Annotated in this window: 17 protein-coding genes, 1 pseudogene and 1 riboswitch; of the genes and pseudogenes, 9 read left to right on the top strand and 9 right to left on the bottom strand. The window is 69.6% G+C overall.

The genetic code is table 11. The features are described 5' to 3' along the window. Positions 1-27 precede the first annotated feature (27 nt). Positions 28-750, top strand: a complete 723-nt coding sequence (locus ACFW0G_RS07320; protein ID WP_378323950.1) for a phosphatase PAP2 family protein — start codon at positions 28-30, stop codon at positions 748-750. Between the two features lie 88 nt (positions 751-838). Continuing rightward, positions 839-2,371, top strand: a complete 1,533-nt coding sequence (locus ACFW0G_RS07315; protein ID WP_378323948.1) for a hypothetical protein — start codon at positions 839-841, stop codon at positions 2,369-2,371. Here ACFW0G_RS07315 and ACFW0G_RS07310 read toward each other — a convergent pair. The 3 genes and pseudogenes from ACFW0G_RS07310 to ACFW0G_RS07300 form a co-directional block, all read right to left on the bottom strand. Then, a complete protein-coding gene (locus ACFW0G_RS07310; RefSeq protein WP_378324022.1) occupies positions 2,362-2,640 on the bottom strand; it encodes a hypothetical protein in 279 nt (92 codons plus the stop codon). The genes ACFW0G_RS07315 and ACFW0G_RS07310 overlap by 10 nt on opposite strands. 193 nt (positions 2,641-2,833) lie before the next feature. Next, on the bottom strand, positions 2,834-3,532 hold the full coding sequence (locus ACFW0G_RS07305; RefSeq protein WP_378324014.1) for a DUF222 domain-containing protein: 699 nt from the start codon (positions 3,530-3,532) through the stop codon (positions 2,834-2,836). A gap of 101 nt (positions 3,533-3,633) precedes the next feature. Next, positions 3,634-3,963, bottom strand: a pseudogene (locus tag ACFW0G_RS07300) (DUF222 domain-containing protein); the annotation flags it as partial. A gap of 884 nt (positions 3,964-4,847) precedes the next feature. Further along, positions 4,848-4,963: riboswitch (cobalamin riboswitch) on the top strand. A gap of 98 nt (positions 4,964-5,061) precedes the next feature. Between ACFW0G_RS07300 and ACFW0G_RS07295 the strand changes: the two are divergent. From ACFW0G_RS07295 to ACFW0G_RS07280, 4 genes are all read left to right on the top strand, one after another. Next, the gene (locus tag ACFW0G_RS07295) at positions 5,062-6,132 is read left to right on the top strand and encodes a FecCD family ABC transporter permease (RefSeq protein WP_378323947.1); all 1,071 of its coding nucleotides are present in this window, start codon (positions 5,062-5,064) and stop codon (positions 6,130-6,132) included. Further along, positions 6,132-6,941 (top strand): ABC transporter ATP-binding protein, encoded by an 810-nt coding sequence (locus tag ACFW0G_RS07290; RefSeq protein WP_378323946.1) that lies wholly within the window; start codon positions 6,132-6,134, stop codon positions 6,939-6,941. The genes ACFW0G_RS07295 and ACFW0G_RS07290 overlap by 1 nt, the downstream gene beginning before the upstream one ends. Beyond that, positions 6,917-7,927, top strand: a complete 1,011-nt coding sequence (locus ACFW0G_RS07285) for an ABC transporter substrate-binding protein (protein WP_378323945.1) — start codon at positions 6,917-6,919, stop codon at positions 7,925-7,927. Before ACFW0G_RS07290 ends, ACFW0G_RS07285 begins: the two co-directional genes overlap by 25 nt. A gap of 72 nt (positions 7,928-7,999) precedes the next feature. Next, positions 8,000-8,530 (top strand): hypothetical protein, encoded by a 531-nt coding sequence (locus ACFW0G_RS07280; RefSeq protein ID WP_378323944.1) that lies wholly within the window; start codon positions 8,000-8,002, stop codon positions 8,528-8,530. 6 nt (positions 8,531-8,536) lie between these two features. Here ACFW0G_RS07280 and ACFW0G_RS07275 read toward each other — a convergent pair whose 3' ends face one another. From ACFW0G_RS07275 to ACFW0G_RS07265, 3 genes are all read right to left on the bottom strand, one after another. Then, a complete protein-coding gene (locus ACFW0G_RS07275) occupies positions 8,537-9,733 on the bottom strand; it encodes an acyltransferase (RefSeq protein ID WP_378323943.1) in 1,197 nt (398 codons plus the stop codon). Continuing rightward, the gene (locus ACFW0G_RS07270) at positions 9,730-10,473 is read right to left on the bottom strand and encodes an AMP-binding protein (RefSeq protein WP_378323941.1); all 744 of its coding nucleotides are present in this window, start codon (positions 10,471-10,473) and stop codon (positions 9,730-9,732) included. The genes ACFW0G_RS07275 and ACFW0G_RS07270 overlap by 4 nt, the downstream gene beginning before the upstream one ends. An 84-nt stretch (positions 10,474-10,557) precedes the next feature. Beyond that, positions 10,558-11,478, bottom strand: coding sequence for a hypothetical protein (locus ACFW0G_RS07265; protein WP_378323940.1), 921 nt, complete (start codon positions 11,476-11,478; stop codon positions 10,558-10,560). Between the two features lie 185 nt (positions 11,479-11,663). Between ACFW0G_RS07265 and ACFW0G_RS07260 the strand changes: the two genes are divergently transcribed. From ACFW0G_RS07260 to ACFW0G_RS07250, 3 genes are read left to right on the top strand one after another with little or no spacing between them, the layout of a single operon-like run. Further along, complete coding sequence (locus ACFW0G_RS07260) at positions 11,664-12,551, top strand: alkaline phosphatase family protein (RefSeq protein WP_378323939.1); 888 nt, start codon at positions 11,664-11,666, stop codon at positions 12,549-12,551. A gap of 8 nt (positions 12,552-12,559) precedes the next feature. Next, complete coding sequence (locus ACFW0G_RS07255) at positions 12,560-13,816, top strand: MFS transporter (protein ID WP_378324013.1); 1,257 nt, start codon at positions 12,560-12,562, stop codon at positions 13,814-13,816. After that, a complete protein-coding gene (locus tag ACFW0G_RS07250) occupies positions 13,813-14,793 on the top strand; it encodes a TolB family protein (RefSeq protein ID WP_378323938.1) in 981 nt (326 codons plus the stop codon). Before ACFW0G_RS07255 ends, ACFW0G_RS07250 begins: the two co-directional genes overlap by 4 nt. 5 nt (positions 14,794-14,798) lie before the next feature. On the opposite strand, the gene ACFW0G_RS07245 is transcribed toward ACFW0G_RS07250, so the two are convergent. The 3 genes from ACFW0G_RS07245 to ACFW0G_RS07235 form a co-directional block, all read right to left on the bottom strand. Then, on the bottom strand, positions 14,799-16,700 hold the full coding sequence (locus ACFW0G_RS07245) for a PQQ-binding-like beta-propeller repeat protein (RefSeq protein WP_378323937.1): 1,902 nt from the start codon (positions 16,698-16,700) through the stop codon (positions 14,799-14,801). Positions 16,701-16,776: 76 nt separating this feature from the next. Next, positions 16,777-17,169 (bottom strand): hypothetical protein, encoded by a 393-nt coding sequence (locus ACFW0G_RS07240; protein ID WP_378323936.1) that lies wholly within the window; start codon positions 17,167-17,169, stop codon positions 16,777-16,779. A 25-nt stretch (positions 17,170-17,194) separates the two neighbouring features. Beyond that, positions 17,195-18,604, bottom strand: a complete 1,410-nt coding sequence (locus tag ACFW0G_RS07235) for a glycosyltransferase family 2 protein (RefSeq protein WP_378323935.1) — start codon at positions 18,602-18,604, stop codon at positions 17,195-17,197. Between the last annotated feature and the right edge of the window lie 276 nt (positions 18,605-18,880).

Here is an 18,880-nt window from a genome sequence, read left to right as displayed (position 1 = left end):
TGTTCACCTGGGGGAGGTAGCTGAATCGTGCTCTTCGATGTAATCAACGGCCTGGCCGGGCACAGTGCCGCGCTCGACGCGGTGATGAAGTTCGTGGCGGGCCCGTTGATCTACGTCCTGGTCGTCGCCGGCGGGCTGATCGTGCTGTGGACGATGCGGGGCAGGGCACTGGCGGACAACCTGTGGCTCGCCGGTCAGGTCGGAGCCGCGCTCGCACTGGGCTTCGTCGTCAACCGGGTCCTGCGCGCCTTCGCCGTCCACGAGCGCCCGTTCGAAACCCGCCCGGTGCACCAGCTCGTCCAGCACGAACCCGGCGTTTCCTTCCCCAGCAACCACGCCACCGCCGCGATGACCATCGCCTTCGTCGTCGGGTTCTTCGTCTCGAAGCGGTGGGGCTGGCTGCTCGGTGTCCCGGCCGCGCTGATCGCGATCTCGCGGGTGTACGTCGGCGTGCACTGGCCGTCGGACATCATCTTCGGCACTTTGGTCGGGCTGGCCGCGACGCTGGCCGTGTGGTGGGCCGCCCCGCGTGTGCGGGAACGTGTCGAAGAGCGGTTCGCGAAGCCTGCGCCCGCGGAGCCATCGGACCGTGTTCCGTCCGCCGAAGCCGACACCGTGATCATCCCTCGTCGGCGTGAAGCCCCTCCGCGGCAGGCTCCACCGCAGCGCCAGGGCACCGCGCCGCGGCCGATCGCCCCGCGCCGTCCCTCGGAAGCCGAAACGGTGGTGTTCCGCCGCGTCCGGCGCTGAACGTTTCCGGTTGGTCCTTTTGCGGGGTTACCAATGCCACGGCGGCCGCTAGGCTCGAGGTGTCGATCATGCCTTGGGGGGATGAACCATGAGGACGTCTGGCAGACCCGCGCGGGCTTGGCTGCTCGTCGCTGCCGTGATCGGTGGTCTCGGTGTGGTGCCGGGCACCGCCGCCGCCCAGAACCCGGCCTCGCACTATCCGGCAGCGGCGTCGAAGGCACCCACGGTCACTTCCACGGTGTACCGGGAGAACGGTGGTCCGCCCGGCGACGGCGGTCAGGGCCTGCCAGGCGACTTCACGTTCAGCGCCGACGGCGACCAGAACGTGGTGGCGTTCGAGTACTCCGGGCTCGGCATCCGCGGTGGCCGGGTGACGGCCGACCATCCGGGCGGCTCCGCCACCGTGACGGTCACTCCTGCCATCGACGGACCGGTCTCCATCGAGGTCACCGGCGTCGGAAGTGCGGGCGACCGATCACCTGCCCGGTCTTACCGGTACTGGGTACGGGCCACCGCCCCCGCCGCGCAGGTGCCGTGGTTCGAACTCGGGGTGTCCGCGGACATCGTGTTCACCGCCACCCAGGAGGGGGCGGCGACGTTCGTCTACCGGATCGACGGCGGTGCCGAGCAGTCGCTTCCCGTGGGCCAGAACCGCACGGGGCGCGTTCCGCTCCTGTTTTCCCAGCCTGGACAGGAAAGCCACAAGCTCGTGGTGTGGACGGTCGACGCCACGGGCATCAAGTCCGGCGTCACCGACCGCGCCTTCTACGTCAACCAGGTGGAGCCTTCGGTGACGGTCGACGCGTGGTCCGGTCTCGTCGATCAGAAGCGGGTCTTCACGGTCGAGCCGAACCGGAACGGTGTGGTGTCGTACGTGTACCGGATCGGCCGGGGCCCCGAGGTGCCGGTGCCCGCCGCTCCGGACGGCTCGCTGACCTTCGAATACACACCGTCCGCGAAGGGCACTTTCGACGTCCGCGTGGCGAGCGTGAACGCGGCAGGTGTCCGATCCGGCTGGGGCGAGAGCGGTTTCCAGGCGGATGCGCCCGCGCCGACGGTGACGAGCGCCGAGTACCCCGGCGGTTCCCCGGAGAGCGGCGGCCCCGGCGTTGCTGGCACTTTTGTGCTCTCTTCGCCACGCTTGCCGGTGGTCTCGTACCGATACGTGTTCGACGGCGAGGCGGAACAGACGATCGCCGCGAGTGCCGACAGCTCGGCGTCGGTCCGCTGGACGCCCCGGGCGCCGGGTTATCGCTCCCTGCGGGTCCGTGGTGTGACCGCGTCGGGTGTGGTGACCGACGAGACGTCCTTCACGTTCTGGGTCAAAGCGCTACCGCCGATCGTGACCAGCCCGCAGTTTCCCGAGGGCGGCCCCTCGACCGCCAAGCCGGGGCAGCCGATCGAGTTCATCGTGACCCCCGCTTTGCGCGGTTCGCACGAGGTACTGTGGTCCATCGCGTTCAATCCGCCTCAGGTCGTCCCGGTCGGCCCGGACGGCAAGGCGACCTTCACTTACACGCTCCCGGAAACGTTCGAAGCATTCGAGCTCACCGTGTCGAGCCGGACGGCCGAAGGGTACGTGTCAGGTCCGGTGACGCGCACATACCATGTTCAGCCCTGACGTTCAGGCACTGAGCACTCGCGACGATTGCCGAGCGTTGTCAAGCCAGGCGGGGTCAACTCGGGTAGAGGGGCCTTGCTGTGAAGGGGGCCTTCACGACGCAGAATCGCCATACCAAGCGCGTCGGTGACGAGTTCGGTGCGCATGTGGTCGACGATGGACCAGCCGATGATGAGCCGGGAATAGGCGTTCATCACCGCGGCGCGATCCACAGCCGGTCCGGTGCGTCGACGGTGAAACGGCGGTTGGCCAGGTCCGGTCTGGGTCATCCAGTTCCGCAGACAGGACTCACTGCCCCTCCCAGGTCCTTCACTGGCACAGCGACCGGTTTGCCGCTCAGCCTGGTTAGCGCAACGGCACGCTGGTGGAACTCGAGCGGATGTGGTGCAGGCACCGTGACATCCTCCTTGGTGACCACCGGTCACCTCAGGCAAGGTGTCCGGACAACCGGGGAACCTCACGTCAGGTTCTGAGGTGGATGGTGTTGCGTCGCGGTGTGCGGGTCGCGTCGAGCCAGGCGGGCGGCACGAACTCCGGTAGTCCGTCGCTGGCGATCCGGACTTCCCATTCGGAGTGGTGGATTACCTTGTGGTGGACGGAACAGAGGAGCACGAGATTGTCCACTTTGGTCTCACCATGGTGTGCCCAATACACCACATGGTGCGCCGTACAACGGTAAGCGGGTGCATCGCACCCCGGGAACGCGCAGCCTCCGTCGCGGCGGATCAAGGCCCGGCGGATGGCGGGGGTGGCGAGGCGTTGTGCCCGGCCGACGTCGAGGGGTTCGCTGTGCGAGCCCAGCACCATGGGGATGATCTTGGCGTCGCAGGCGAGGCGCCGTGCTTCGGCGGCGGTGATCTCCCCGAGCAGATCGAGGGTGGCTTGCCCGATGCCGGACCGTAGTTCTTCGAGTCCGACGGTGACGACGATGTGGGTGGCTTCTCCGGCTTGGGTGGGTAGGTCGGGGTGTTCGGCCCACATCCGTACCAGTTCGGAGAACGCGCAGCCGCGTCGTTCCCACTGGGTTCGGGTGTCGCGTCCGTCTTCTTCGGTGGCGGGGCGGGGTTTGGCGAGTGGGTCGAGCATGGCTTGCAGGCGTGCGGAGGTTTCGTCGTCGACGCGGGCTTTGATCTGGTGCCCGCCATCGCGGTGCGGGGCGATGGAGAACTCGGGCTGGAAGGGCTTTGGTTCCCGGGTTTCGGCTCTTTCCCGTCGGGGTCGAGCTGGGAGATCAGGCGTCGTCCGGCGGCGCGGATTTCCCGGGGTCCGGCGGCGCGGGCGAGTTCGGCGAGGATTTTCTCCGCCTGTTCCCGATCCTGCGCCGACACGGTCTGGGGAAGCTTGTCCAGCACGCGCAGGATTTCGTCGATCTGCGCGGCCCCGACCGCGCCCTCGCTCGCGGCCTGCGCGGTCGCGGGCGCAGTAGGTGGCTGCTCGCCGGAAGTCAGGTCGCGGGTGCCGTTGAGCGCCAGCGCCCGCGCCGCGCGCGCCTTCGCTTCGGCGTACGGGATGTTCAACGTCTCCTGTAACAACCGCACAAGACTTCCGTATCCGGTGGTGTCGCGTATCCCGCGGCGTTCCAGCTCGGCCATGACCTCGCCCTGTACCGCGGCCTCACGACGCTGCACACACTCGGACTCCAGAAGCCTGTCCAGCAGGCAGCCGACATCCTCGCGCCACCACTCGGTGCGCGAACTCTGGGTGCTGCTCTCGACGGCCACAACACCACTCTACTCCGTCCGATCGAACATGTGTGCTATCGATCGGGTGGACTCCCAGTCCTCGTTTTTCGTTGCTATATAAGGGATTCCGGCAAATCTTGGACTCCTCTTGCTTTGTGGCTGGTCACCGGCTTGGTAGATCCGGTCGGTGACCGCCGAGGGTGAACATGGTGTGGAGTAAGGTTTCCCCAGTTGTCCGGATACCTTGGCGTTGCCCGTTCCAATTCGAACAGACGCCGTCATGAGCTGGCCTTGTGCACGCCGTTCTCCTCCGCGCCTAGCTTCTGACCTTCGGCGAGGCAGAAGCCACGAGCGCGGCTCGTATGGATTCTGCGTTTGGTGGTGCATGATCATGTGTTGTGGTTGATGCGTTGTCGCGGCGGTAAGTGCCCACGGCCTATCGGCGGTTCACTGAATGGATCAACGTCGGATCGACTGGACCCGAGCAGTCCTTTGGCTACCACCGCTTCGTCACCCGATACGAACGCCACGTCGACCAGAGCCATTTTTGTCACCTGCCACGAATTCGCCGCATTTCATTCCGTCCTTTATGGACAGAAGGATAAGCGACTGCGACTCCATCGATCGCGGGTGCAGGGAGCGGCTTACGCACGGGCCGGTTCACCGGAAGAACCTGACGACCCCGGGTGAGCGTGACGATCGACGCCCCGTAGCCGCCACACCCGATGCCGAACCGGTCACAGCGGATTGACACCCGCTCCGTCCATGGTCGACGATCACCGGACGTACACACCACAAGTTCATCCGCGCCCGTTCGGGGGAAGCCGGTGGGAATCCGGCGCTGACCCGCAACGGTGGGCCGTCCCCGTGACGGCGAGCCCGAATACCCGTCGGGCGCGGTTTGCTCTGGTACCCGTCGTGGTCTGCGGGTCGCCGGTCCGGAGTCCCGTCCCGCCAGGACGGCCCTGGTCACGGTTGTCCGCGGGCCCGTGCCCGGAAGGCGAACGCATGGCCGCACCCGTTGGCCTCCAACGGACTCCACCACGTCGCCGCTCGGTCGTCCCCCTGATCACCCTGCTCATCGTGGCGCTGTTCGCCTCGCTCGTGTGCGGCGTCGCGCTCGGCGCGGCGAACGTGCCGATCCGTGACGTCGCGCGGTTCGCCGGCGCCGGGATCTCCGGTGGCTGGATCGACGCCGCGGACCTGCCGGGATATCAGATCGTCTGGCAGGTCCGGCTGCCACGTGTGCTGCTGGCCTTCGTGGTCGGCGCGGGGCTGAGCGCGGTGGGCGTCGCCAGCCAGGCACTGGTCCGCAACGCCCTCGCCGATCCGTTCGTGCTCGGGGTGTCCTCGGGCGCGTCGGTGGGTGCGACCGCCTCGATCGTCCTCGGCCTTTTCGCGTCTCTCGGTCTCTATGGCCTGTCGGCGGCCGCGTTCCTCGGCGCGCTGGGGGCGACCCTGCTCGTTTACCTCGCCGCTCGTTCGCGAGAGGGCATGACACCGTTGCGGCTGGTACTGACCGGAACCGCGATGGCATACGGATTCTCCGCCGTCAGCACGGTTCTGGTCTTCATGGCACCCCGCGGTGACGCGGTGCGCGCGGCGTTGTTCTGGCTGCTCGGCAGTCTCGGCGGCGTCACCTGGCAGTCGGTGCCGGTGGCCGCGGCCGCGGTCGGGCTCGGCCTCCTCTACTTCCACGTTTCGGCACGGAGGCTCAACGCGCTGGCCATGGGGGACGAGACGGCCGCGACCCTCGGCGTCGATCCCGCGCGGTTGCGCCGCACGCTCTTCGTGGTGTGCGCTGCCGTGACCGGCTGCCTCGTCGCCGTGAGCGGCGCGGTCGGGTTCGTCGGGCTCATGGTCCCGCATCTGGTACGCATGGCCGTCGGCGCCGACCACCGCCGGGTGCTCGCCGTGGCGCCGCTCGCCGGGGGTGTACTGCTGGTGTGGGTCGACCTGCTCGCCCGCACGCTGGTGGCGCCAGAGGAACTCCCGCTCGGCGTGCTCACCGCCGCGTTCGGCGTCCCGGTGTTCGTCTGGCTGATGCGCCGCCGCGGCTACGTTTTCGGCGGCCGCTGATGGAGATCCGGGTCGAAGATCTCACGGTGACCGTCGCCGGCAGGCAGTTGGTGCGCGACCTGCGGCTGCGGGTACCCGAGGGTGCCGTCGTCGGGCTCGTCGGGCCCAACGGCTGCGGGAAGTCCACGACGTTGCGGTGTGTCTACCGTGCGCTGCGCCCTTCCGCCGGAGTGGTGCGGCTCGACGGCGACGACGTCTGGACGCTCTCCGCGCGTGACAGCGCCCAACGTGTCGCGGCGTTGCCGCAGGAACAGCACATGGAGTTCGACTTCACCGCCGCCGAGGTGGTCGCCATGGGCCGTTTCCCGCACAAGCGGGCCTTCGAACGCGACACCGACGCGGACGACGACCTTTGTGCGCGGGCACTGCGCCGGGTCGGGGCGGAGCACCTCGCCGAGCGCGGGTATCTCACACTTTCCGGCGGGGAACGCCAGCGCGTGCTCGTCGCCCGCGCGCTCGCCCAGCAGCCGAAGGTGCTGGTGCTCGACGAGCCGACCAACCACCTCGACATCCGCTACCAGCTCGAAATCCTTGACCTGGTCCGGGAAACCGGGGTCACCGCGCTCGTCGCGCTGCACGATCTGAACCTCGCGGCGTCCGCGTGCGACCTCCTCTACGTCCTCGCCGGTGGCCGGGTCGTCGCCGACGGCACCCCGCGCGAGGTCCTCACCCCCGAGCTGATCGCCGCGACGTTCGGCGTGCGCGCCCACGTCGTGCCGCATCCCGTTTCGGGCGCGCCGCAGCTTCTGTACAGCAACGCCGTCGAACCGAAAGGATCCCCGCGATGTCGCGACGACGTTCCCTCCTGACCGCGCTCGCCGCGCTGCTGCTCGTCACCGGATGCGGTGCGCAGGTCCGGCCGGAAGCCACGAGCGCGGCGGCCGGGTATCCCGTCACCGTCAGGAACTGCGGCCAGGATCTGACGTTCGCCAAGGTGCCGGGCAAGGTCGTGGCCTACGACAGCGGCATCCTCGAGATGTTGTTCGCGCTCGGCCTCCGTGACCGCATCGCGGGGTACGTCATGCCGCACGGGCAGAACAAGGACATCGAAGGGTCGCCGTGGCGCGCCGACTTCGAACGCGCGCCACGGCTCGGCGTCGACACGATCAGCAAGGAGGTCGTGCTCCAGGCAGGCGCGGACTTCGTCTACGCTGGCTGGAACTACGGGTTCGGCGAGAACACCGGGCTGACTCCGCAGCACCTCGCCGAACTCGGCATTCCGTCCTATGTGCTCAGTGAGTCGTGCCGCAACGGGATCGGTGATCGTTCGCGCGGCACCATGCCCGCGCTGGAAGCGCTGTACACCGATCTGCGCAACCTCGGCCGGATCTTCGGGGTTTCCGCTCGCGCCGAGCAGTTGGTCGCCGAGTATCAGGGCGCCGTCCGTGAGGCCGAGGCCTCGGTGCCGAAGGACCGGCCCCGGCCGAAAGTCTTCCTCTACGACTCCGGCACCGACAAACCCTTCACCGCCGGGCGGTTCGCCGCGTCGCACGAGGTGATCACGCGCGCGGGCGGTGACGACGTCATGGGTGATCTCCAGGACAGCTGGACCACTGTCACGTGGGAGGCCGTCGTCAAGGCCAACCCCGACGTGATCGTGATCAACGACTACGACCCGCCGACCGCCGCGCAGAAACAGTCCTTTTTGGAGAGTTACCCGCCGCTGGCCCAGGTGCCCGCGATCAAGAACAAACGGTTCCTCGCACTGCCGTACGCGGCACTCGTGGAGGGGCCGCGCAACCCGGCGGCGATCCGGACGGTCGCGGACTACCTCAACCGGACGAGCGCCGGGTAGGGCTGTCCGCAGGCCGGGCCAGGGGGTGTGCCGGATGGCCGCCCCGGCGCTCCGGCGCGATGCTCTTCTGCCATGGACCGAGGTTTGGGGAAGCGGGCGCGCCAGTGCTGGCTCGTCGCGCACGTCGCGAGTTCGGTGGGCTGGTTCGGCGTCGCGGCGAGCCAGCTGGCGCTCAAGATCATCGCGCACACGACCGACAGTGACGCGGTGCGTCACACGGCCCACCTGACCGCGCAGGTCTTCGACCGGTACCTGATGATCCCGCTCGTGCTGGTCGCCCTCGGCACCGGCCTGGTGCTGTCCCTGTGCACGAAATGGGGCCTGCTCCGGCATTACTGGGTCACCGCCAAGTTCGTGCTGACGATCGCGCTGATGATCGCGGACACGATCTGGATGGGCGGGTGGGTCGCCGAGGCGGTGGAGTACACGGCGAGCGGCGGAGCGTCCGCCGCTCCCGGCTATCGGGACACGCTGGCACACCTGCTCGCCGGATCGGTCGTGAACCTGGTCGCGATCCTGGCCATGGTGGTGCTGTCGGTGGTCAAGCCGTTCGGCAGGACCAGCCGGGGCCGCCGGGTGGTCCGGCGGGTTCGTCCCGCCTGAACGCCGTCAGCGCGGCCGCGAACCGCTGCTGACGACGAGCCGGACGGGCCGCGGGTGCGCGCGGCGTACGCGGGGCCGTCCGGTGAGGGCCTTGCTGACCGGCAGGCGGCGCAGGATCTCGACGAACACGAGGGTGAGCGCGAGGGTGGCGAGGTAGATCACCACGGTCGTCCACGGTGCCCCGGACCAGTCCGCCACCGGGCCGATCGCGGGGCCGAGCAGCGCCAGCGCGAGCGGGTGCACCAGGAAGATGCTGAACGAGCGGTTCGACGCCCACGCGATGAACCGGGCCGCCCGGCTGTCCGCGGTCCGGCGGGCGGACCACCACGAGCACACCGCGTAGAGCGCGGCGATGACGGTGACGAACCAGAGGAGCAGATACGGCTGGTACACCTCGCTCGCCAGCTGCGGCCACGTTCCACTGTGGACGTTCTGGAAGTAGGCCAGTTCGGTGCCGATGCCGATCGCGATCAGCGCGGTGGCGAGGAAGGCCCGGTGGCCGGACACCCAGGCGTGCACGGCCTCGAAGTGCATCGCGACCACGGCGCCGAGCACGGTGAAGAACTGGTACGGCAGGATCGTCGCGAACAGGTGGCTGATCGTGTCGTAGGTGACGCCCTCGGGCGGGTAGGTCATGAACAGCACCACGCACACCTGGAGCGCGCCGCTGACCAGGAGCACGTACCGGTGCCTTCCCCGCGTCGCGCGCAGCATCTTCAGCAGCAGCGGGAAGAGCAGGTACACCTGCATCGTGACGAGCAGGAAGTACAGGTGGTACCAGGCGCTGCCCTCGATCAGTTCCCGGCCGAGCGCGGCCAGCTTCGTGCTGAGCGAGCCGGCGGGCTCGCCGGTGGTGACGAGCGAGTAGCCCCAGAAGAACACCGACCACACGACGTAGGGCACCGCGACCAGCGGGAACCGCCGCCGCCAGAACCCGGTGGCCCGCAGCGGCCGGTCGCGGTACTGGTAGACCAGCACGAACCCGGTCAGCGCGAAGAACGCCTCGCGGGTGAAGTGCAGCAGCGATTCGACGGCGTTCGCCGGGACGTCCTGCGGGTAGTTGGTGGCGGCGACGACATGGATCAGGATCACGCAGGCGAAGGTGATCAGCCGGAACAGGTCGATCTGGTGCAGGTAGGGCGCCGACGACCGCGCCGCCGGGATACGGGCAGGCGCCTTCCGCGGCGCTTCGAGGGTGGTCACCGGATAGCCCGTTCGAGGCCGGTGTTCACCACGTCCGAGAGCGGTGCCGACGGCGCCGTTTCGATCCAGGTGATGCGCCGCTGGCGGACCAGCGTCCAGAACCCGGTGGGCGGGACGGCCGCACCGACGACCAGCGTCGCCCCGGCAATGAGCGTGGCGAGCAGGCCGGTGACCTGGGCGTCGAGCTGGAACAGCGGCACGGTGCCGTAGCCGCGGTCGTCGCCGGACAACTCGCGGGCGGCGGCCGCGGCGGCATGGAGGAGCCGGTGCTCGGTGAGTTCGACGCCGCCGGGCTCCGCCCGCGTCAGCACCGAGCCGGGACCGGTGGGCCGCGCGGTGCCGGGGAGACCTGGTTCGAGTACCCGGAGACCGAGATTCGCGCCGTGGTTCGGCCGGTCGCTGATGATCGCGAACGCATCGGCCAGCGCGGCGCTTTCGGTCAGTTCGTCGAGCGACGCCGCCGGATCGGCGGGCACCGCGCACCGCCCGGCGGCGAGCACGCCGAGGAACGCCGGGCCGAACGCCAGCGGATCGGCGACGTCGATCAGCACCCGCGCCCCGGCGGGCGCGCCGGCCGAGGTCAGCGCGGTCAGCCAGCCCGCCACGTCGTCGGCGAGCCGGCGGTAGGTGATCCGGTCCGGCCCGGGCGCCTCTTCGAGGTAGACGCGTTCCCCCGCGTCACTCGCCCGTTTCCTGATGATCGTCGCGAGAAGTCCGCTTTCGCTGTCGTTCTGGCTCACGACTGCCAGGTTCGCCGCGCTTTCTGTGAATCCCCCATGAGGCCGCTGAGAACGCGCTGTCCACCTTGATCAACGCCCGGCCGGTCACTCCCAGGCCCAGGACAGGCCGTGGATCCCGGGGGCCACCGCGCCCGCCAGGACCACCACGGTGGCGTCCTCGCCCACCGGCACCGGGGCCAGGCCGAGGCGGCGGCCGTCCGGGAACCGGGTCCGCCAGGTGGCGCAGGATCGGGGCGGCGCGTCGCGGTGGAACACGACCGACACCCGGTAGTCCCGGATCCGCTCGGCGATCCGGCGGTGGTGATGGGTCGCGACGGCGCGCGAGGAATAGTCCTCTGTGTACTCGACGACGGCGCGTCCGCCGACGTCCAGTGCCCGGTCGAACGCCAGTTCGGTGAGCGCGAATCCCTCTTCGGGCAGTGCTTTCGCGGTGGCGACCCGGCAGCGCCGTGCCAGGAGGACGGACGGTGGTTCGAGACCGCGTCCGCTGCGGCTGGTCGTCAGCACGGTCTTCGCGGCGTCACGGCGGGCCTCGACGAGCATGCGTACGACGATCCGGCTGAGCCGGCGGTCCGCGTCGAGATACACCGTGTCGTGCAGGCCGACCCGGTACACGGAGTCGAGGGCCGCGCTGTCGAACTCCCGCAACAGCGGCGGCAGGAAGGCGGGGTAGTCCCAGGCCCGGTGCAGGCGCCGGGCGCCCCGGCACGACGGCACCCCGCGGCCGCGGGGGCGTTTCGCGCCGAGGCAGGCGAGCAACGCGCCTTCGGGTAGTTCGAGGATTTCCTCGAGAACCGTGACCGCGTGCAACGATTCCTCGCGTTCGGGCAGGCTCCGCCCCGTCTGCCAATAGCTCAGCGTCACCGCGCTCAGCGCGACGTCCCGTGCCGCCAGCCGGTGCCGCAGCTGCCGCAGGCTCAGGCCCCGGTGCGCGGCCGCGCACGCGAACGCGTGGCCGAACGGTCCGTCGTTCAGCGCCGTGCGCACCTGGTCCGGCAGCGACATGGCGTCATGGTGCGGTCCACATGCGAGTCCGGCGACCGCCAAGTGGCTGATTCTCGCGAAGCCGTCTATTCGGTTAACAACGAACGTAGGTACTGCCGCGGGCTCGCGCTTTCTACGCTCGGACCCGCTTCCCCCGGCGATTCCGTCCACAGTGGTCGATCCAGCACGCGAAAAGGAGATGGGTGATGCTGCTCAACCGTGTCGCGAAACTGGCCGCGGTGCCGATACTGGCGCTGCTCGGCCTGGCCGCCGCATCCGGTGAACCGGCGGGCTCGTCCGCCCGCACCACTGCCGCGCTTCCTCGGTTCGATCACGTGGTGATCGCGTTGTTCGAGAACAAGAACTACTCGGACATCGCCGGGGACAACGGATCCGCGTCCTACATCAAGTCGCTTGCCGCGCAGGGGACATTGTTCACCAACGCCTTCGGCGTGACCCACCCCAGCCAGCCGAACTACCTCGCGCTGTTCTCCGGTTCGCAGCAGGGCGTCACCGGGGACAGCTGCCCGGTGGACTCCCAGGCCGACAACCTGGGTCAGCAACTGCTGAAGGCGGGCAAGACGTTCAAGGGGTACTCCGAGGGGCTGCCCAAGGCGGGCTACACCGGCTGCAGTTCGGGCCGTTACGTCCGCAAACACGCGCCGTGGGTGGACTTCCCGACCGTGAAGGGGGCCGAGTACAACGTGCCGTACTCGGCTTTCCCGAGCGACTACAGCAAGCTGCCGACGGTTTCGTTCGTCATTCCCGACATGTGCGACGACATGCACGACTGCTCGATCAAGACGGGTGACTCCTGGCTGAAGTCCCACCTCGACGGCTACGCGCAGTGGGCCAAGACGCACAACAGCCTGCTGATCGCCACGTTCGACGAGGACAACTTCACGTCGGTCAACCAGATCTGCACGCTGTTCGTCGGCGACCACGTGAAGGCCGGTTACCGGTCCGGCACCCAGATCAACCACTACAACGTGTTGCGCACGCTGGAGGACATGTACGGGCTTCCCGCACTGGGCAAGGCTTCGGGCAAACAGCCGATCACCGACGCCTGGGCCACCGCCACGGGCGGCCGCTGACCGTGTATCTGTCCAAATTCGTCTGGTGGGGCGGGGGCGGCGAGGGGTCGGCGGGCGGGCGCGCACTCGGGGCCGTGGGGCAGACCGTGTTCGTCCTCGGCACGGTCAGCCTGCTCACGGACATCTCGTCGGAGATGGTGACCGCGGTCCTGCCGCTGTATTTCGTGCTGACGCTGCATCTGAGCCCCGTCGCCTTCGGCGTGCTGGACGGGTTGTACACCGGTGCGACCGCGCTGCTGCGGTTGGTGGGCGGCTACGTCGCGGACCGGTTCCGGCGGCGCAAGACGGTGGCCGGCGTGGGGTATGGGATCTCGGCGCTGGCGAAGCTCGCGCTGGCCGGGGTCACCGGTGCCCCGATGATCGGCGCCGTTCTCGTCGCGGACCGCGCGGGCAAGGGGCTGCGGACCGCGCCGAGGGACGCGCTGATCAGCCTGTCGGTCCCGGAACCCGTGCTGGGCCGTGCGTTCGGCGTGCATCGCGCGCTGGACAGCGCGGGAGCCTTCGCCGGTCCGCTGGTCGCGCTCGGGGTGCTGGCCATCGTCGGCGGTGCCACCCCGGACGCGTTCAGCGCGTTGTTCGTCGTCAGTTTCTGCGTCGCGCTCGCCGGGGTGCTGGTGCTGGTGTTGTTCGCCAGAGACCGCACTTCGCCCGCCCCGGGCGCGGCCAGGGTGACGCTCGGACAGGCCGCCGCCTTACTGCGCGACGGCCGGGTCAGGCGGCTGCTCGGCGCGGCGGCGGTCCTCGGGCTGAGCACCATCGGCGACGGGTTCGTCTACCTGGCCCTGCTGCGGCAGCACGACATCGCGACCGGCTGGTTCCCGGTGCTGGCCATTGGCACCAATATCGTCTACCTCGGGCTGGCCGGTCCGTTCGGCGTGCTGGCCGACCGCTTCGGCCGCCGCTTCATGCTGCGGTGCGGCTATGCCGCGCTGGCCGCCGTCTACCTCCTGCTCACGCTCGGCCTGCCGGGAATTCCCGGTACCGCCGTGATTCTGCTGCTTTACGGGACGTTCTACGCCGCGACGGACGGGGTGCTGATGGCACTGGCGGGCCCGTGCTTCCCGGACGGGCTGCGCACCACCGGGCTGGCCTGCGTGCAAACCGTTCAGGCGTTGGCGTACTTCGTCTCGTCCGTCGCGTTCGGACTCGCCTGGGTGGGCTGGGGTAGCGCCGCGCCCACCGGCCTGGCGCTCGGGGCCGCGATCGGAGCGCTCGGCCTGACCTGGGTGTTGTTACCGGGGCAGCGCGGAAAGGAGACGCGATGAGGCCACGCACCCGGATCGTCGTCGCCGTTTCCGGTTGCACCGCGCTGATCCTGCTCGCCGCGTTCGCCGTGCTCGCTGCCCGGCCGGGCAAAACCGCCACGGCGGAGGCGTCGCAGGTGTCGATCGCGCCCGGACCGGGTCTGGTGGCCCGCAGTACCGCTGACGACAGTCGCGGCAGGCTGATCGGCGTGAACGGTCCCCTGCGCTCGGTGTCGCCGGTGGGATGCCAGCGGTTGTACGCGGCCGGTGGCACCGGGGTGTGCCTGCGCCAGGACGGCGATCTCACCACGTACCAGGTCGCGGTGCTGGACGAACACCTCGCGGTACGCCGGGAGATCCCGCTGGCGGGCATCCCGAACCGGGCCAGGGTGTCGCCGACCGGCAGGCTGGTGGCGTGGACGGTGTTCGTGACCGGCGATTCGTACAACGGCGGGCGGTTCTCCACCCGGGTCGGCATCCTGGACACCAGGACGCAGGAGCTGGTGCCGACGCTGGAGGACTGGGCGGTCACCGTGGCCGGCAAACCGTACGCGGCCGCGGACCTCAACTTCTGGGGCGTCACCTTCGCCGCCGACGACCGGCACTTCTACGTCACCATGAGTACCGGCACGCACCGTTACCTGATGCGCGGCGACCTCGGCACCCGTCGCCTGGAAACGGTCCGCGACAACGTGGAATGCCCGTCGCTGTCCCCGGACGGCGGCCGCGTCGCGTTCAAGGCCGCCCGGGACGGCGATCCCGGGCACGGGTGGCGGCTGTCGGTGCTCGACCTGGCCACCGGCCGCGTGACGCCGCTCGCGGAGACCCGGTCCGTCGACGATCAGGCCGCGTGGGTGGACGATCGCACCCTCGCCTACGGCCTGCCTCGCGGACCGGACCACTCCGACGTCTGGACGGTTCCCGCCGACGGCACCGGCAGTCCGTCGGTCCTCGTCCCGGACGCGGATTCCCCGGCGGCGCTGACCCGCACATCGTGACCACGTCACGGTCCGGCGCCGTCGGTGGCGCGGACGGCGTACAGGCGGTGATCGAGACTGCCGACGAGGACGTAGCCCGAGGCCAGCACGGGTGAGGAGTCGTCGATCGGTCCCCGGGTCAGGTACGTCCAGCGCGCCTGGCCGGTCATCGTGTCGACGGCGTGGAGGCCGCGGTCCCGGCTGCCGACGTAGACCGTCTCGCCCTCGACGGCGGGGGAGGAGCGGATGCCGTTGCCTGTCGGGTAACGCCAGTTCGGGCGGCCGGTCGAAGCCGAGACGGCGTACAGGTGCTTGTCGTCGCTGCCGACGTAGACGACGTCGCCGTCGAGCGCCGGGCTGGACACGATCCCGCCCTCGGCGCGGAACTGCCAGATCCACTTGCCGGTGCGGGCGTCGAGGGCGTAGAGACTCTGGTCGTCGGAGCCGATCCACACCGTCGTCCCGGACACCGCCGCCGAGCAGTCGACGGTGAGCGTGGTCGTGTAGTTCCACCGGCGGGTACCGGTCGCCGCGTCGAGTGCGTACACGTTGTGGTCGCGGCATCCGATGTAGACGGTCCCACTGTCCGAATTGGACGCAGCGGCCACGGTGGGCGACGAGTTGAACCAGTCGCCGCCGGTGAACTTCCAGCGTTGTTCGCCCGTGGCCGCGTCGATCGCGTAGACGTTGTGATCGCGGCTGCCGACGAAGACCGTGCCCGCGGCGAAGGCGGGCGAGGAGTGGATGACCGCGTCGGTGGCGAAGGTCCAGCGTTTCCCGCCGGTGGCGGCGTCGACGGCGTGCACGTTGCCGTCGTTGCAACCGACGTACACGACACCGTTGGCGACGGCGGGTGAGGAAGTGATGGGGCCGCCCGCGATGTAACGCCAGCGCTGGGTTCCGGTCGCGAGGTCGACCGCGTAGAGGCTGCGGTCCGTGCTGCCGACGAACACGACGCCACCGTCGACGGCGGGGGAGGAGTAGAGCTCACCGCCGGTCTGGAAGAACCACGGACGCGGGCCGTCGTCGCTCAGCAGCCGCGTCACACCCCAGACGCCCGCCCCGGCCGTCACCGCCGCGGCGCCGCCGGCGGCGAACAGCAGGGTGCGCCGGGAGAGTCGGGGTTTTTCCTTGGTGCCACGGGGAATCCGGGTCGGCGGCGGGGTGAGGGCGGTGCCAGGGGAACGCGGGTTGTTCGCGATGACGATCCGGCCCTGGACGTCCCACTGCCATTTGCCCGGCTGCTGCTCGGGCGCGATATCGTGCATCCGCTCGTCGACGTAGTCGTAGAGCTCGTCGACGTCGACATAGCCGTTGTCGTCGCGGTCCGCGGCGCCCGTGCGGAGGCCTTCCACGACGAGCCCGGTGAACACCGACAGCGGCCGTTCGCCGTCTTTCCGGTCACCGTCGAACGAGAACTGCATCGAGTCCGACGCCGTGAGCACCGCGCGGCCGCGCGCGGCGAAGCGTTCCGAGGTGTGGATCGCCGGATCGCCCTTGGCCACCCGGCTGGTCGCGAACGCGCCGCTGTAGCAGCAGTCGAGCATCAGGACGTCGCAGCGGGAGCGGGCGCGCTCCATGACGTCGTGCAGGAACGTCGCGGCCAGCGCGGTCGCGCCGAGGTAACGGCGTTCGGTGTCGGTCATGGCGAAGTACAGCCTGCCGCGATCGTCCTTCAGCCCGTGCCCGGTGAAGTAGAACAGCAGCATGTCGTCGCGCCGCCGATCGGCGTAGAACGCTTCCACCGCACGGGAAACCTCGTGCGCGGGCCGGTTCACCCGGGTTTGGACGTCGAAGCCGCCGATCGCCGGATCGCCGAGCACCCGCCGCAGCGCCTCGACGTCTTCGGCGGGCGAGACGAGCCGCGCGAGCCCCGGATCCTCGAACCGCGAACTCGCGACCAGCAGCGCGTACCGGCCGCCACTCATGCGATCGACTCGCTCCGCGAGACAGTGTCCGATTCTTCTTGGCGCATGATTTCCATGATTCGCTCGCAAGCGTCGCTCATCCTGCGGCCGAGTGCTTCGCTACGAAAGCTTCGAGCAACCGCTGCCGCTCGTCCGAGGTCGCGCCCTCGATGCGGAACTCGTCCCCGTCGATCTCGATGTCGACCACGACACCAGGCTGTCGCTGCCGCAGCAGCCAGTCCCGGACCGTGCCGATGACGGTGGTGAACACCCCACCGGAAGCGGCGAAGGTGAGCAGCACGGTCGACAGCGTGACCGCGTCGGCCTTCGAGCCCGCTGGGGCGGGCCTGCCCGGCACGAACCCCGCGCTGTCGACGTCGAGTTCCCGGAGCTCCGCGCACAGCCGCTCGGCCAGCTCGGCGCGTTCGGTCTCGTCGGGGTCCTCCAGCAGGGTCACCTCGAGGGTCAGCCTGCGCTCTTCGATGGCCATGGTTTCCCTTCCGCACAGTGCTTTCTCAGAGAGGCTTCGCGATGACGGTGAAGGTGGGCTCGTGTCGCAGCGCGCTCACGATGCCGCGGACGATCCCGATGCCCTCCCACAGCACGAACAACGGGATCATGACCAGGAACCGCACCGACTCGCCGAGCCGGGGACGGGCGTCCGCGGACGAGCGGACGTTGATCCGGTAGCCCTCCCAGTAGAGCCACCAGCTGAACGCCGCGTTGAGCGCCCACAACGGGGCGACCACCGGGGTGACCGGCGCGGCCCTGCCGCCGAGCACCGCGTCCAGCGCGAGCACCACCACCGGATGCTGGGCGGGACCGCACAGCCACACCGAGACACTGTGCAGGAGCGGGAGCCGGTGCCGCACCGGGATCGCGCGGTTGGCCACCAGCCGCAGCAGCCCGGAAACCCACCGCTCGCGCTGCCGCAGGAAATCACGCACGGTGGCCGGGGACGCGCCGTAGGAGCGGCCGGCGAACCATCCGCTGCGGCCGGGGTGAAGCGCGCTGAAACGCAGGGCGAACTCGGCGTCCTCGACCGTCGAGGACGGGCCGAAGTCCCAGCCGATGGCCGCTTCGACCGAGGCGCGGACCAGCAGCAGCTCGCCGTGCAGCCCGGTGCGCGGCGTCCCGCGTCCGGTGCCCGCCGCGAACAGGCTGACGTCGCAGCCGGGCCGGACCGCGTCGGCGAGCCACACCGACCGGTTCTTCGCGTGTTCGCGGGGGTAGGCCAGCACGCCCTGCGCCAGGTGCAGCCCGGACTCCCCGGCCGCGTGCTGCTCGTGGACGAACCTGGCCACGTCGGCGGCGGTGTCCTCGCCGACCCCGGTGTCGTCGTCCATGTGCAGTACCCAGACGTCGTCGCGGGCCTCGCCGCAGGTGGTCCGCACCAGGTTCGCGAAGTGGTTGGCGCGGGCCTTGAAGCGCGTGCCCCGCGCGGTGCGGAAGTCGGCGGGGATTTCGACGATCCGGACCAGGGGATACCGTCCGGAGAGCAGGGTGATCGCCCGCCGCGCGGCGCAGCCCTCCTCCACGACGACGTCGACCCGCACGTCCGTGAACGCCGCGGGCAGATGTTCGCAGCACGACGCGACCACGCGTTCGAGCGCGGGGAGGACGTCACATCGGCCGATCGTCGGGATCACCACGATCAGCCGATGCGGGACGGGGCCGGGCAATGGCTCGGCGGCGGTGCGCCGCCGCGTCAGGAGGCCGCCGGAAAGCCCGCGGAGCGTGACCGCGGTCGGCAGCGACCAGACGATGGTGGTGTACCAGGCGAGCGGCCCGGAGCCTCCGGCACCAGGCGGCGCGGCCACGAGAATGGCGGCGAGCACGGCGAACGGGATGAGGAAGGACACGAAACCCGGCCGGACGGCCCGTATCCGCCGGGTCCGCGCGGCGGACGTCATCGTGGACGGCATCGCGACCTCCCCGCACTGGACTCCGCGCTACCTCTTTTCAGGAGCGCGCTCCAGCGGGCCGCTGATACAACGGCCGCAGGGGATTCACCAGAATGGCGGACCCCATTTGTCCGTCCGGTTACCTTTTCGGGCAGGTTGGGCCACGGTGGCTCACGATTGCCAGACTTGATGCGCTTTCCGTTAATCCTCCACGAGTGCGCGGAGAGTGCGCTGTTCCCCTTGACCAACGCTGTCGTGACACGACGTGGGCCGGCTACGACGGCCGCGGGGGAGCCG

It is taken from the genome of Amycolatopsis sp. NPDC058986 (genome assembly GCF_042741125.1).
Lineage (GTDB): Bacteria > Actinomycetota > Actinomycetes > Mycobacteriales > Pseudonocardiaceae > Amycolatopsis.
Note: the sequence above shows the minus strand (reverse complement) of the source record. Positions and strands in the feature narration are given on the sequence as shown.